This window comes from Pseudopedobacter sp. (assembly GCF_040392825.1).
In the GTDB taxonomy this organism is placed as follows: domain Bacteria; phylum Bacteroidota; class Bacteroidia; order Sphingobacteriales; family Sphingobacteriaceae; genus Pseudopedobacter.
This window is the reverse complement of record NZ_JBEBVH010000100.1, coordinates 1-13,286: the sequence shown is the minus strand read 5'-3', so window position 1 is coordinate 13,286 and position 13,286 is coordinate 1. Positions and strand designations below refer to the sequence as shown.

11 protein-coding genes are annotated in these 13,286 nt (G+C 36.9%); 9 read left to right on the top strand and 2 right to left on the bottom strand.

Going from position 1 to position 13,286, the window contains the following annotated elements:
* Positions 1–329 precede the first annotated feature (329 nt).
* Positions 330–515, bottom strand: a complete 186-nt coding sequence (locus ABWO41_RS08870; RefSeq protein WP_353136630.1) for a hypothetical protein — start codon at positions 513–515, stop codon at positions 330–332.
* A gap of 761 nt (positions 516–1,276) precedes the next feature.
* Positions 1,277–1,861 carry an RNA polymerase sigma factor gene (locus ABWO41_RS08865; protein ID WP_353136627.1) on the bottom strand — a complete coding sequence of 195 codons (585 nt, stop codon included), beginning with the start codon at positions 1,859–1,861 and terminating at the stop codon, positions 1,277–1,279.
* A 323-nt stretch (positions 1,862–2,184) separates the two neighbouring features.
* On the opposite strand from ABWO41_RS08865, the gene uvrA reads away from it, so the two are divergent.
* From uvrA to ABWO41_RS08820, 9 genes are all read left to right on the top strand, one after another.
* Complete coding sequence (gene uvrA / locus ABWO41_RS08860) at positions 2,185–4,980, top strand: excinuclease ABC subunit UvrA (RefSeq protein ID WP_353136624.1); 2,796 nt, start codon at positions 2,185–2,187, stop codon at positions 4,978–4,980.
* 374 nt (positions 4,981–5,354) lie between these two features.
* Positions 5,355–6,527, top strand: a complete 1,173-nt coding sequence (locus ABWO41_RS08855) for a trans-sulfuration enzyme family protein (RefSeq protein WP_353136621.1) — start codon at positions 5,355–5,357, stop codon at positions 6,525–6,527.
* Position 6,528: 1 nt separating this feature from the next.
* Positions 6,529–6,948, top strand: a complete 420-nt coding sequence (locus tag ABWO41_RS08850) for an OsmC family protein (RefSeq protein ID WP_353136618.1) — start codon at positions 6,529–6,531, stop codon at positions 6,946–6,948.
* 28 nt (positions 6,949–6,976) lie between these two features.
* Positions 6,977–7,411, top strand: coding sequence for an RrF2 family transcriptional regulator (locus tag ABWO41_RS08845; RefSeq protein ID WP_353136615.1), 435 nt, complete (start codon positions 6,977–6,979; stop codon positions 7,409–7,411).
* 137 nt (positions 7,412–7,548) lie between these two features.
* On the top strand, positions 7,549–9,651 hold the full coding sequence (locus ABWO41_RS08840) for a ferredoxin-like domain-containing protein (RefSeq protein ID WP_353136612.1): 2,103 nt from the start codon (positions 7,549–7,551) through the stop codon (positions 9,649–9,651).
* A 25-nt stretch (positions 9,652–9,676) separates the two neighbouring features.
* Positions 9,677–11,203 carry a TSUP family transporter gene (locus ABWO41_RS08835; RefSeq protein ID WP_353136609.1) on the top strand — a complete coding sequence of 509 codons (1,527 nt, stop codon included), beginning with the start codon at positions 9,677–9,679 and terminating at the stop codon, positions 11,201–11,203.
* Positions 11,204–11,241: 38 nt separating this feature from the next.
* Positions 11,242–11,940, top strand: a complete 699-nt coding sequence (locus ABWO41_RS08830; RefSeq protein ID WP_353136606.1) for a phosphoadenylyl-sulfate reductase — start codon at positions 11,242–11,244, stop codon at positions 11,938–11,940.
* A gap of 108 nt (positions 11,941–12,048) precedes the next feature.
* Positions 12,049–12,939: a sulfate adenylyltransferase subunit CysD gene (gene cysD, locus ABWO41_RS08825; RefSeq protein ID WP_353136603.1), complete on the top strand. Its 891-nt coding sequence runs from the start codon at positions 12,049–12,051 to the stop codon at positions 12,937–12,939.
* The coding region (locus ABWO41_RS08820) for a GTP-binding protein (protein ID WP_353136600.1) at positions 12,939–13,286 on the top strand (348 nt) is incomplete at its 3' end. The genes cysD and ABWO41_RS08820, both read left to right, overlap by 1 nt.

Below are 13,286 nucleotides of genomic sequence, written 5' to 3'. Positions count from 1 at the left end.
AGGCTTGTCAGTGCTTTATGATTGTTCAGTACACTGTTTTTTATTTTTCCGGCACCGGGGATTGAAGGGCGTTAATCGGTACATGCAATGCTTTTTGTAGGATGGTTTTTTAAACGTCTGCCTTGTGGTAAGCAGGTAAATCGTTATGAGGCCGAAATTCGTTCTTAGGAAAGGTCTACGGGGATAATCTGTGCGGTAATAATACCAAAGATTTTGATGTTTCCCGATCTGTCGGAATTAAAGTCGTAACAGTCACTTAAATAACAAAGAGCACAAAGCTTTTTTTGTGCTCTTTGTTATTTAAGTGTCTTTTATGGTTAATTATACAACTATAAAGACTTTGAATAGGCTAATATCTTCGAAATTGTCTCTTCTGAAGGAGATTTGATTAAATCATCCAGACTTGGAGCTATCTTTTGATAAAAATCCTTTTCAAAATCTGTTACCGTTTCCATAAAATCACCTTTTACGTCTTTATCAACCGACCCGTTGTGAATAGTAGAAGTTTCCATCATATATGTTTTCTAAAGATTAATACTATAGAAACGATAACTATTATCAGTTATTTTATGGAAATCAAAATAATTTGGAATTTTTAGTTAGTTAGTTAGTTAGTTAGTTAGTTAGTTTCCCGAAGGGGTGTCCAAATGGAAGCCTTTGGCTCCATTCGTTAGTTGATCATCCACGGAGTTTCAGTGTTAAATGGGAGAAGTTAGGGGGATTTTTCTTGCTAATCACCCACAACAATCTCAGACTTTACTATTATCAGAGCATTCAGATTCAAAAAATAGTTTTTAGCGCCGCTTTACTTAAGACTATAGGACGAGACCTATTCAAGACATGTCCGAAACAGATTGCATATAAATACGGATGAAACTCGGATGAAAGAGGGATTAAACTCGGATGAAGGAGGGGAATCGCCCCTGTTTTATCCGTGTTATACTGTCTTTAACAGCTGTTTAATCTGAACTTCTGTTGAATGTTGTATATATTAGGTAAGTATCAGGCCTGGATACAGGGTAAGGAATATACAAATACAGCTTTTTTGGGAATCAGTAACTAATCAGGTTATTAACGTAGCTGGTAATAAATGTTTCAGGTATTATTTCTACTTCCTGTACTGGCGCAGGGGTAAGCAGGCAAAAGTGCTGGAAGCATTCTTTTGGGGTTTCCTGTATTTGTTGAGCAGAAACTTTGATAATAGTAAGCAGATTTGATTATGTTATTTGTTACAATAAAAACCCCAGCCTGAAAAGCGGTTGGGGTTTTGTTTGTTTTAGTTTTTTAATAGCATCTCTTTCTCAGCTATCATTTTTCTGAGATTATTTAATGCATATCTCATTCTTCCCAATGCGGTGTTGATACTTACATTGGTTAAATCGGCAATCTCTTTAAAAGATAAATCTCCAAAATGCCGCATGATTAATACTTCTTTCTGTTCTGATGGTAAATAATGGATAAGTGCTTTAATATCTTTATAGGTCTGCTCTTTAACCATTTTCTCTTCCATACTTTCGTCGTGTATACCCAACACATCAAAGATGTCGAAACCTTCGCTGTTTACGATTACCGGCGACCTTTTTTGTTTTCTGTAATGGTCTATAACCAGGTTGTGCCCAATTCTAAGTGCCCAGGGCAAAAACTTACCTTCTTCGTTATATTTTCCGGCTTTTAATGTGTTAATGATTTTTATGAAAGTATCCTGAAAAATATCTTCTGCTAAATACTCGTCTTTAACAAGTAAATAAATAGACGTATAAATTTTTGATTTATGCCTTTTGATCAATTCAGCTAAAGCAGCCTCTTTACCATTAATATATAGATGTATTAATTCTTGGTCTGTTTTAAGATGAAAGCCCATAATTCTCCTCCTTAATTTCTGTTTGTTTTCTTTTATTAAGTAGAGTTTTTTTCCTATAGGCGTTTTCCTTATTTGCTATTATTAATGTTTGACCAAATGAAATAATAAATTCACAAAAAACAAAATTTTAAATGTTAATAATTATTAAATGTACTTTATAAGTTACAAGTTTTTGATTTATAGTTTGTTGTCTGTTTTTGTCTCTGCAATGTATAATCTCAAATATTAGTCAAAAAAAGTGTACACGTTAAAAAAACAATTTTATAAGCCGTACTTTTGTAAGATATAAATCTTTGCAAAAGGTTTAATCTGGGACACAAAGCATGATAGAAAATAAAGATTCGGCTAAGAATATATTAATTAAAGGGGCGAAAGTACATAATCTGAAAAATATAGACGTAGCTATTCCGAAGAATGAATTGGTGGTGATAACGGGAATGTCGGGATCAGGAAAATCATCTCTGGCATTTGATACTTTGTATGCTGAAGGGCAAAGGCGATATGTGGAAAGCCTATCTTCTTATGCCAGACAGTTTATGGGAAGGATGAACAAACCTGATGTGGACTATATCAAAGGGATTGCACCGGCAATTGCGATAGAACAAAAAGTCATTACATCTAATCCCCGTTCTACAGTTGGTACTTCTACAGAAATATATGACTATTTGAAATTACTTTTTAGCCGGATTGGCAAAACCATATCGCCCATATCCGGAGCCGAAGTAAAAAAGGACACCGTAACGGATGTAGTAAATTATATTACGGGTCTTCCGGAAGAATCTACTGTAACTATTATCAGTGTTTTACATCCTCAGAATAACAGAACTTTAAAAGAAGAGCTCGCTATACTTCTTCAAAAAGGATTTGTTAGGGTAATGTACGAGGGAGCAATTCGTAAAGTTGAGGATTTGATTGAGGATGAAAGTGTAGAAAATAAGGAGTTGAACTTGTCTGACGATGTTTACATTATTATAGACAGGGTAGTAACCAATCAGGAAGACGAAACTTTAAGCAGAATAGCCGACTCTGTTCAAACCGCATTTTTCGAAGGAAAAGGCGATTGTTATATAGATTACGAAGGTGACAGAAAGCATTTTTCGGATCGTTTTGAGTTGGACGGGCTAAAATTTGAAGAGCCTGTACCTAATTTTTTTAGTTTCAATAATCCGTACGGCGCATGTCCAACCTGCGAAGGCTATGGGAAGGTTATAGGAATAGATGAAGATCTGGTAATTCCGGATAAATCGAAATCTGTATATGACGGGGCAATTGTACCCTGGCGAGGTGAAAAGATGAAAGAATGGGCAGATAAACTGATTAAAAATGCTGCCAAATTTGATTTTCCGATTCATCGCGCTGTAGCAGATCTTACAGAAGAGCAAAGAGCACTTCTATGGACGGGGAACAAGTATTTCGCCGGATTAAATGATTTTTTTAAGTATCTAGAAGAACAAACTTATAAAATCCAGTATCGGGTAATGTTGTCGCGTTACAGAGGAAAGACCAATTGTCCGGATTGTAAAGGAACCCGCCTGAGAAAAGATGCAGCTTATGTGAAAATTAAGGGAAAATCTATTTCTGATCTGGTTTTGATGCCTTTGGAGAAACTCCTGGCATTTTTTAACGAATTAGAGCTGGACGAGCGCGAAAAGATTATATCAAAGCGATTGTTAGTCGAAATTTCCAACAGAATAAAATTCCTGAATGAAGTAGGCCTGGGATATCTAACCCTAAATCGTTTGTCGAATACTTTGTCTGGTGGCGAATCTCAAAGAATAAATCTGGCAACTTCTTTAGGAAGTTCGTTGGTAGGCTCTATATATGTTTTAGATGAGCCCAGCATTGGGTTACATCCCAAAGATACAAATAGGTTGATTGGTGTTTTAAAGTCTCTGAGAGATGTGGGGAATACTGTATTGGTGGTAGAACATGAGGAAGAGATGATGAAGTCTGCGGACCATATTATCGATATTGGACCGGAGGCAGGTTCTCATGGCGGGAATCTGGTGTTTGAAGGAAGCTTTAAGGAAATTCTGCGAGATAAAAACAGTTTGACAGGAAAATACCTGAATGGCGATTTAAAAATTGATATACCTTCCAGAAGAAGAAAAGCGTTCGATTTTATAACCATCAAAGGAGCCAGGGAAAATAACCTTAAGAATGTAACGGTACAATTTCCTTTGGGAGTTTTAACGGCTGTTACCGGAGTTTCCGGTTCGGGTAAGACATCTTTGGTAAAACGTGTTCTTTACCCTGCTTTACAAAAAGTGTTAGGGAATTATTCGGGAGAACAGACTGGCGCTTATGACCGCATTGAAGGTGCTTATGACTTGCTGTCGCAGGTAGAGCTGGTAGATCAGAACCCTATAGGCCGTTCTTCGAGATCTAATCCGGTAACTTATGTGAAGGCATGGGATGAAATTCGCTCGTTATATGCTTCGCAATCATCTGCCAAAGCAGCCGGACTAAAACCTGCAGCTTTTTCTTTCAATGTAGAAGGAGGAAGATGCGATGTATGCCAGGGAGAAGGAGAAGTTAAGATAGAAATGCAATTTATGGCAGATATTTATTTGCCATGTGAGGCTTGCGGAGGAAAACGTTTTAAACAACACGTGTTAGATATTACGTATAAAGATAAGACGGTTTCCGAAGTTTTAGATATGACTATAGACGAAGCCTTAGCTTTTTTTAAAGAAGAACAAAAGATTGTAAATAAGTTACAGCCTCTGGCAGATGTAGGTTTAGGTTATGTGAAGCTGGGGCAGTCAAGCAATACTTTGTCTGGAGGTGAGGCGCAGCGTATTAAGCTGGCATCATTCTTAATTAAAGGAAACAACAGTCATAAAAGTCTTTTTATTTTTGATGAGCCTACCACAGGATTGCATTTTCATGATATTAAAAAGCTATTAAAATCTTTCGAAGCTTTAATAGAGCAGGGAAACTCGATTATAGTTATAGAACATAACATGGATGTGGTGAAATGTGCTGATTGGGTAATTGATATAGGTCCGGAAGGTGGGGAAAAAGGAGGATATGTTGTTTTTGAGGGAACACCTGAAGAGCTTATTAAGGAAGAAAAATCTTATACAGGACAATATTTACAGGATAGATTTGATTAGTTTATCAGTCATTAGTTGAAATAGTCAATTGGTTGAAAAGATTTATTAATCTAATTGTCTAAACATACTGTGTATTATGGGTATACCAGTTTGGAAGATTTAGAAATATATAAAAGGGCTTTTGTTTTTTATCTGATAAAATATATAAAGAAGTTTCGGCATGGAAAGATATATTTGCAAAAGACTACTATAGTTAAACAAAGTGATATTATAAGAGTTGATTTTTATTTTGATTTGTTGAAATAAGGAGGAAAGTGGCAATTCACAAAACAAAAAATAATGATAGCTAATAATTACTAAAATAATCTGGAATAGTATAATAGCCATGGTAAGTGATTAATTATCGATAATCTGTGGCTGATTAACTAACGTATATGAAAGAAGAGTCAAAGCTTATCAGAACCCAAGCTAAAAGGTCTGAAAACAGAGAGCATTCGGTGCCTCTATATCTTACTTCAAGCTTCATTTTCGACGATGCAGAGCAAGGTAGAGCAATTTTTGCAGAAGAAATAGCGGGAAACGTATATTCAAGATATTCTAACCCGAATACAACAGAATTTATAGAAAAGGTATGTGAATTGGAAGAAGCGGAGGCGGGGCTGGCATTCTCATCGGGTATGGCTGCAGTTTTTGCTTCATTTGCCGCTTTGTTAAAAAGTGGAGATCATATTATTTCATTTCGATCGGTTTTTGGTTCCACGCATCAGTTACTTACAACCTTATTTCCGCGGTGGGGAATAACCTCAACTTATGTAGATGCGTTTAATCCGGAAGCGATCTATGATGCAATTCAGGAAAATACCAGGATGATCTTTCTGGAAACACCTTCTAATCCCGGGTTGGAATTGGTTGATTTGGAATGGCTATGCAAAATCAAAGAAAAATATCCTCATATTATCATCAATGTAGATAATTGTTTTGCTACCCCGTATTTGCAAAAGCCGATAAAGTTTGGAGTAGACCTTGTCAGCCATTCAGCAACGAAATACATGGATGGGCAGGGCAGGGTGCTTGGTGGCGTAGTGGTTGGTAGAAAAGACCTGATGAAAGAAATCATGTTCTTCATCAGACATACAGGTCCGGCTATGTCTGCCTTTAATGCTTGGTTGTTATCTAAAAGTTTGGAAACACTACCAATAAGGATGGACAGACATTGCAGTAATGCATTGGCTGTTGCAACGTTTTTAGAAAGCATGAAAGACGATGTGGAAGTGGTAAGATACCCCCACTTGCCGTCTCATCCGCAATATGAATTGGCTAAAAAGCAAATGAAGCAGGGTGGTGGAATTGTAACTTTCGTGGTTAAAGGCGGGGCAGAAAGAGCAGCTAAATTCTTAGACGCTCTGAATATGGTTCTATTCTCGTCTAATTTAGGTGATTCCAGATCTATAGCAACACATCCGGCAACGACCACCCACTCCAAGTTAACGGAAGAAGAAAGAAAGAATATAGGTATCTTTCAGGGAACCATCAGGTTGTCTGTGGGATTAGAAAATATAGACGATTTAAGAAGCGATTTAGAACAAGCATTAACGAAATCCAGATAGTATGAAAGTCGAGTTACAACGTAAAAATCAAGCAGTTCATTTCGAAGGGAAAGGTTCTTCTGCTGCAAATATAAAAATAAATATTGACGGCTCTCCGGAAATTGGAGGTGAAGGTTTAGGAGTTAGGCCAATGGAATTGGTACTAATGGCCTTGGGATCTTGCAGTTCTCTGGATTTGTTAGCTATTTTAAAGAAACAAAGACAGCAGGTAGATGATGTGAAAATGGAAGTTTCGGCAACCAGAGCAGATGCTATTCCGGCTGTTTTCAAAACTATTCATATCACGTTTAAGTTTAAAGGCGACCTGGACAGACAAAAAGTAGAGAAGGCGGCAGAATTGGCTGTTAAAAAGTATTGTTCTGTTCATGATATGTTAGCTGCCGGCGGGGTAGAAATTACTTATTCTGTAGAAATTGAGTAAATTGCTACACTAAGATCAGGATAACCACATGCTGTCCAAAAAAACCAAATATGGCATTAGAGCTCTGATTGCTCTTGGTGAACACTACGATAAGGAACCGGTGAACATTTCCTTTATTGCGGAGTCTGAAAATATTCCAAAGAAATTTTTAGAACAGATTTTGCTTGAACTAAGGAATGCAGGTTTTTTATATAGTAAAAAGGGGGCAGGAGGTGGTTATTCTCTGTTGAAAAATCCAAAAGATATCAATCTTGTGCAGGTAATGCGTATTACCGGTGGCCCTATAGCACAGTTGCCTTGTGTTAGTTTAAACTTTTACCAGCGCTGTGAAGAATGCAGAGACGAAGAGAATTGTGGTATAAGAGATACATTTCGGGATGTCAGGGACGCAACGCTGAAAATTCTTTCGGAAACTACCATTGCCGATTTAATTGCAAAAGAGAAGGGAATACCTAAAGAATAATAAATAAAAATAAAGTCTACTAAATCCGTATACATTATATATATTTGCATATTATTAGTTTAGGCTAATAGTTTGAGTGTAGTAAATGGAAAGTTGAAATCCAAATTTTAACAGAATCGGATTTTTAATAAAGAGTTATGCAAAGTTTTAGAAGTGAATTGGAAAATCCTTTGGTAGCAAAGGAAATCATAGATTTAGATAAAAAAATCAGAGCCTTTCGTGAAGGTAAAATCCATGACGAAAAGTTTAGAAGTTTAAGACTGGCGAGGGGGATTTATGGTCAGCGCCAACCAGGAGTACAAATGGTACGTATTAAAATACCTTTTGGAAAAATCACTTTTAAACAAATACTCAAAATAGCAGATGTATCTGATGAATACGCTTCTAAAAATCTGCATTTCACTACCCGTCAGGATATCCAGATTCACTATGTTAGCTTAGACAGAACACCTGAGCTATGGGCTAAATTAGCAGAAGATGATATTACCATTCGTGAAGCTTGTAGCAACACTGTAAGAAACGTTACAGCCTCATGTACTGCAGGTATAGATCCGGCAGAACCTTTTGATGTTTCTGCTTATGCGCATGGTTTCTTTAAATACTTTTTAGGCAATCCGGTTAGCATGGAGCTGGGAAGGAAATTTAAATTTGGTTTTTCTTCAAGTGAAGAAGATACTGCTTTTTCTTTTATCCATGACATTGGTTTTATTCCAAAGGTGAAGTACGAAAACGGAGAAGAAATAAGAGGATTTAAAGTGGTTCTGGGAGGAAGTTTAGGAGCACAGCCATATATCGGTCAGTTAGTGACAGATTTTATGCATGAGGATTTGATTATTCCTTTTTCAGAAGCTGTTTTACGTGTGTTCGACAGATATGGAGAGCGTACCAACAGAAATAAAGCCAGATTAAAATTCTTGTTGAATAAAGTAGGTTTCGACGAGTTTTTAAAAATGGTAGAGGAAGAGCGTATATCTACTAAAGTTAAAACTTATAAAATAGATAGAAACGTTGTAGATACTCCAAATATTCCTGAGCCTGTGGCAGCTCCGGCAGAAATACCGGTTAATAAACAATTGGCATACGAAGTATGGTCAGGAACCAATATTTTTTCGCAAAAACAGGAAGGTTTTTACGGGGTGTATGTTAAGGTTAAAACCGGTGATATGTCTACGGCGAAAGTGCGCCAATTTGTGGAAGCTGTAAGACCTCTAATCGCCGATGAGATGAGGGTAACCATTAACCAGGGCTTGCTGCTTAAATACGTTAGAAAAGAAGCTTTGCCGGCGTTATTTTTGGCTTTAGATGAATTAGGCTTATCAGAACCAGGACATAATAGTGTTGCCGATGTAACCACCTGTCCGGGAACAGATACCTGTAATCTGGGAATTTCGAATTCTATGGAATTATCCAGAGTGTTAGAATCTGTTGTACACGAAGAATACGCTGATTTTGTTTATAATAAAGAAATCAAGATAAAGATTAGCGGTTGTATGAATAGCTGCGGTCAGCATGGTATTGCCCATATTGGTTTCCACGGAAGTTCTATGAAAGTAAACGGCAAGATTATGCCTACTGTACAAGTGTTGTTAGGCGGAGGGGCTGTTGGTAACGGAGAAGGAAGAGCTGCAGATAAAGTAATTAAAGTTCCGTCAAAAAGAGCTCCACAGGTTTTACGTACTATCCTGGATGACTATAGTATTAAAGGAGAAGCTTATGGAAGCTTCCTGAACTACTATGATGGCTTGGGTAAAGATTATTTTTATCAGTTATTAAAACCTATTGCAGATCAGGAAACCGTTACTGATGACGATTTTATAGATTGGGGACAAAACGAAGACTTTGTAAGGGCTATAGGTGTTGGAGAGTGTGCGGGAGTAGTTATAGATTTAGTAGCGACACTAATTTTTGAAACAGAAGAGAAATACGGCTGGGCATTAGAAGCTTACGATCAGGAATTATGGGCAGATGCAATTTACCATGCGTATAATACTTTGATAAGTGGAGCAAAAGCTATTTTATTGGATAAAGGAATTAGCCAGAGCACTCAAATTGCAATAATTAAAGCTTTTGATGAACATTTTGCGGCAGAATTCGAAATTAATGGCTTTACAGATTTAGTTTTACAGATTAATAAATACGAGCCGTCACAAGAGTTTGCAGAAGCTTATCTTGCGCAGTCAAGGGATTTTCTGGAAAAAGTAAAATCTTTTAGAGGAAAAGCAGAACAAGTAGCACAATAGTGCACATATAATAGTTAGTGAATTTATGCCATCTGAAGTGGAGGATATAGAAATAGAGGAAAAAAAAGGAAATGAGCTTTTCCCTGTATTTCTAAAGTTACAGAACTTTAATACGCTACTGGTTGGAGCAGGAAATGTGGGATTAGAAAAATTGGAAGCTATGCTTGCAAACAGTCCCAATGCTGCTATTACTATAGTTGCAGACAGAGTTTTAGAACGTATAAATTCACTAACTAATCAATATCCACAGCTACAAATACATCAAAGAGTTTTCCAATCTTCTGATCTGGAAAATAAAGAACTGGTTGTTTTAGCTACAGATAATTACGAACTGCATAAAGAGATTCATCAATTATGCAAAGAGCGGGGCATATTGTTAAATGTGGCAGATACTCCAGATCTTTGTGATTTTTATCTGGGATCTATTGTAAAGAAGGGAAATCTTAAGATAGCCATTTCTACAAATGGAAAATCTCCAACAATCGCTAAACGAATCAAAGAGGTTTTAAACGAGAACATCCCTAACGAGATTGATGAATCGCTGGAGAATATCAATAAATTAAGAGATAAGCTTTCGGGAGATTTTACAGAAAAGGTAAAAAAGCTAAATGAAATTACAGCTGGTTTAGTTACCAAAGATGATGCTGCAACAGGAAATATTACGCCAAAAAAATTAAGTTTTATCATTTGGTCTATTGTTGTTGTTTTTTGTGCAATCTTATTTGTAACACTTTATGAAAGGGATCCGGAATTTAACTCTTTTGTAAACAACGTAAATCCGGAATTTTATAAATTTTTAGCAGCAGGTTTCGTGTTTGCAATGATTGATGGAGCTATTGGTATGTCTTATGGCGTAACGACGACAACGTTTTCGTTATCTATGGGAATTCCTCCGGCTTCGGCAAGTACAGGCGTTCATATCTCTGAAATTTTGAGCAATGGTATTGCCGGCTGGATGCATTATAAGATGGGTAATGTAAATAAGAAGCTCTTTAAGTTATTGGTGATTGCAGGTATTATTGGTGCGGTTACAGGGGCTTATTTGTTATCTTCTCTAGAGCATTACAGTCATTATACAAAGCCAATAATTTCGATATATACCTTCTGTTTAGGCGTATTAATTTTAAGAAAGGCATTTTTAGCACAACAAAGGGCAAAAAAGAAAGTAAAAACTAAAAAGATTACTAAAATTAAACCTCTGGGGTTTTTCGGAGGATTTATAGATGCAGTTGGTGGCGGTGGTTGGGGAACAATAGTTCTTTCTTCATTAATAGCAGGTGGCAGACATGCCAGGTTTTCATTGGGTTCGGTGAAACTAAGCAGATTTTTTATCGCTTTAATGAGTTCGCTTACCTTTATTACCATGTTAGATAATCTTCATTGGTATGTGGTTTCGGGGTTAGTTTTGGGAAGTGCTATAGCTTCTCCAATAGCGGCAAAAGTTTCCAATAAAATATCAGCGAAATCTATTATGGTTGCTGTAGGAGTTATTGTCATATTGGCCAGCTCCAAAAATATTGTTGGTTTTATTATGACTATTTTTAAGCTTTAAATGCGAGAAGATAATTGTAATTTCGCACATTTAAAATCATGGACAGAGAAAACGAGATAAAAGAAATAATAAAGGGACTTTCGGCAGAAGAATCTTTAGCTGTTTTGGCCAGAGAGTTTGCCGGAGACATAGTGTTTTCTACAAGTTTTGGTTGGGAAGATCAGGTTATTTCTCATATGATTTTTAGTGAAAATTTACCTATAGACGTATTTACATTAGATACGGGTAGATTGTTTACTGAAACTTACTATGTCTGGAACAGGACATTGGAAACTTACCAGAAACCAATTCATACGTTCTATCCGGATGCTCAGTTATTACAAAATTTTGTAACGGAAAAAGGTCCCAATAGCTTTTATGAAAGTGTGGAGAACAGGAAAACTTGTTGCGGTATCAGAAAAGTAGAGCCTTTGAACAGAGCTTTGAAAGATAAAAAAATCTGGATTACAGGAATCAGGGCAGAACAATCTCCGAACCGTACAGACATGGAATGGGTAGAATGGGACGAAGCTCACCAGTTGGTAAAAGTTCATCCTATATTTTCGTGGACATTGGAAGATGTAAAAGCTTACGTTTCCAGTAACCATATTCCTTATAACCCTTTACATGATAAAGGTTTCCCGAGTATTGGCTGCTCGCCTTGTACAAGAGCTGTAGCGCCGGGTGAGGATTTCAGAGCCGGGAGATGGTGGTGGGAAGACCAGAGCAAAAAAGAGTGTGGTTTGCATAGTAAATAGTATCAAGTACTTCGTATCAAGTATCAAGAGATAGCGTACTTGTGAGGTAGTAGAATAATAAAGAATAAAAGCTTTAAGCCTTTCGCTTTTAGCTTTAAGCTTAACAATATGGATTATTTAGATCAGTTAGAGGCAGAGGCAATTGCCATTTTAAGAGAAGTTGCCGGGCAGTTTGAGAAGCCTGCGCTTTTATTTTCGGGAGGTAAGGATTCAATCACATTAGTGAAATTGGCTGAAAAGGCTTTTCGTCCCGGAAAATTCCCATTTCCTTTAGTACATATCGATACTGGGCATAATTTTCCTGAGACAATCGAATTTAGAGATAAATTGATTGCCGATTTAGGAGAGAAGCTAGTAGTTGGTTATGTTCAGGATTCAATTGATCAGGGAAAAGTAATCGAGCAAACCGGTAAAAATGCGAGCAGAAATCAATTGCAAACAGTTACCTTGTTAGATACCATTGCTGCTGGTGGATATGATGCTTGTATAGGCGGTGCCAGGCGTGACGAAGAAAAGGCAAGAGCTAAAGAGCGTATCTTTTCTGTAAGAGACGAATTTGGACAATGGGATTCTAAACGTCAACGTCCGGAACTTTGGAATATTTACAATGGAAAAATCCATAAAGGTGAAAATGTGCGTGTTTTCCCAATCAGTAACTGGACAGAGCTGGATGTTTGGAACTATATTAAAAGAGAAAATATTGCATTGCCATCTGTTTATTTCGCACATGAAAGAGATTGTATCTTAAGAAATGGACAATGGATGGCAGCATCTGAATACATGAATATGGACGAAGAGGATATTGTTGTAAAGAAAAAAGTCCGTTTCAGAACAGTGGGAGACATGACATGTACTGCCGCTGTAGAATCTGAAAAAACAGATATTGATGATATCATTCATGAAATTGCCCAATCTAAAATTTCTGAAAGAGGCGCGAGAATGGACGATAAAGTTTCTGAAGCAGCAATGGAAGAACGTAAAAAAGGAGGATATTTCTAATGGATATTTTAAAATTTATTACAGCAGGTAGTGTAGATGATGGTAAAAGTACACTTATAGGAAGGTTATTGTACGATACAGGGTCTGTACTGCAAGATCAATTAGAAGCTATCCAGAGATCCAGTAGAAAGAATGACGATGGAACTGTAGACCTGGCTATTTTAACAGATGGCCTGAAAGCAGAACGCGAACAGGGAATTACTATAGATGTTGCTTATAAATATTTTCAGACAGACAAAAGAAAGTTCATTATAGCAGATACACCAGGCCATATTCAATATACAAGGAATATGGTTACCGGTGCATCTAATGCTGATTTAGCTATTATTCTGGTAGATGCCAGAAAA

What these genes read in the sequence shown, in the direction of transcription:
- ABWO41_RS08870 (WP_353136630.1), bottom strand. Translation starts at nt 515, where the DNA reads ATGATGGAAACTTCTACTATTCACAACGGGTCGGTTGATAAAGACGTA.
- ABWO41_RS08855 (WP_353136621.1), top strand. Translation starts at nt 5,355, where the DNA reads ATGAAAGAAGAGTCAAAGCTTATCAGAACCCAAGCTAAAAGGTCTGAA.
- ABWO41_RS08845 (WP_353136615.1), top strand. Translation starts at nt 6,977, where the DNA reads ATGCTGTCCAAAAAAACCAAATATGGCATTAGAGCTCTGATTGCTCTT.
- ABWO41_RS08865 (WP_353136627.1), bottom strand. Translation starts at nt 1,861, where the DNA reads ATGGGCTTTCATCTTAAAACAGACCAAGAATTAATACATCTATATATT.
- uvrA (WP_353136624.1), top strand. Translation starts at nt 2,185, where the DNA reads ATGATAGAAAATAAAGATTCGGCTAAGAATATATTAATTAAAGGGGCG.
- ABWO41_RS08850 (WP_353136618.1), top strand. Translation starts at nt 6,529, where the DNA reads ATGAAAGTCGAGTTACAACGTAAAAATCAAGCAGTTCATTTCGAAGGG.
- cysD (WP_353136603.1), top strand. Translation starts at nt 12,049, where the DNA reads ATGGATTATTTAGATCAGTTAGAGGCAGAGGCAATTGCCATTTTAAGA.
- ABWO41_RS08835 (WP_353136609.1), top strand. Translation starts at nt 9,677, where the DNA reads ATGCCATCTGAAGTGGAGGATATAGAAATAGAGGAAAAAAAAGGAAAT.
- ABWO41_RS08830 (WP_353136606.1), top strand. Translation starts at nt 11,242, where the DNA reads ATGGACAGAGAAAACGAGATAAAAGAAATAATAAAGGGACTTTCGGCA.
- ABWO41_RS08840 (WP_353136612.1), top strand. Translation starts at nt 7,549, where the DNA reads ATGCAAAGTTTTAGAAGTGAATTGGAAAATCCTTTGGTAGCAAAGGAA.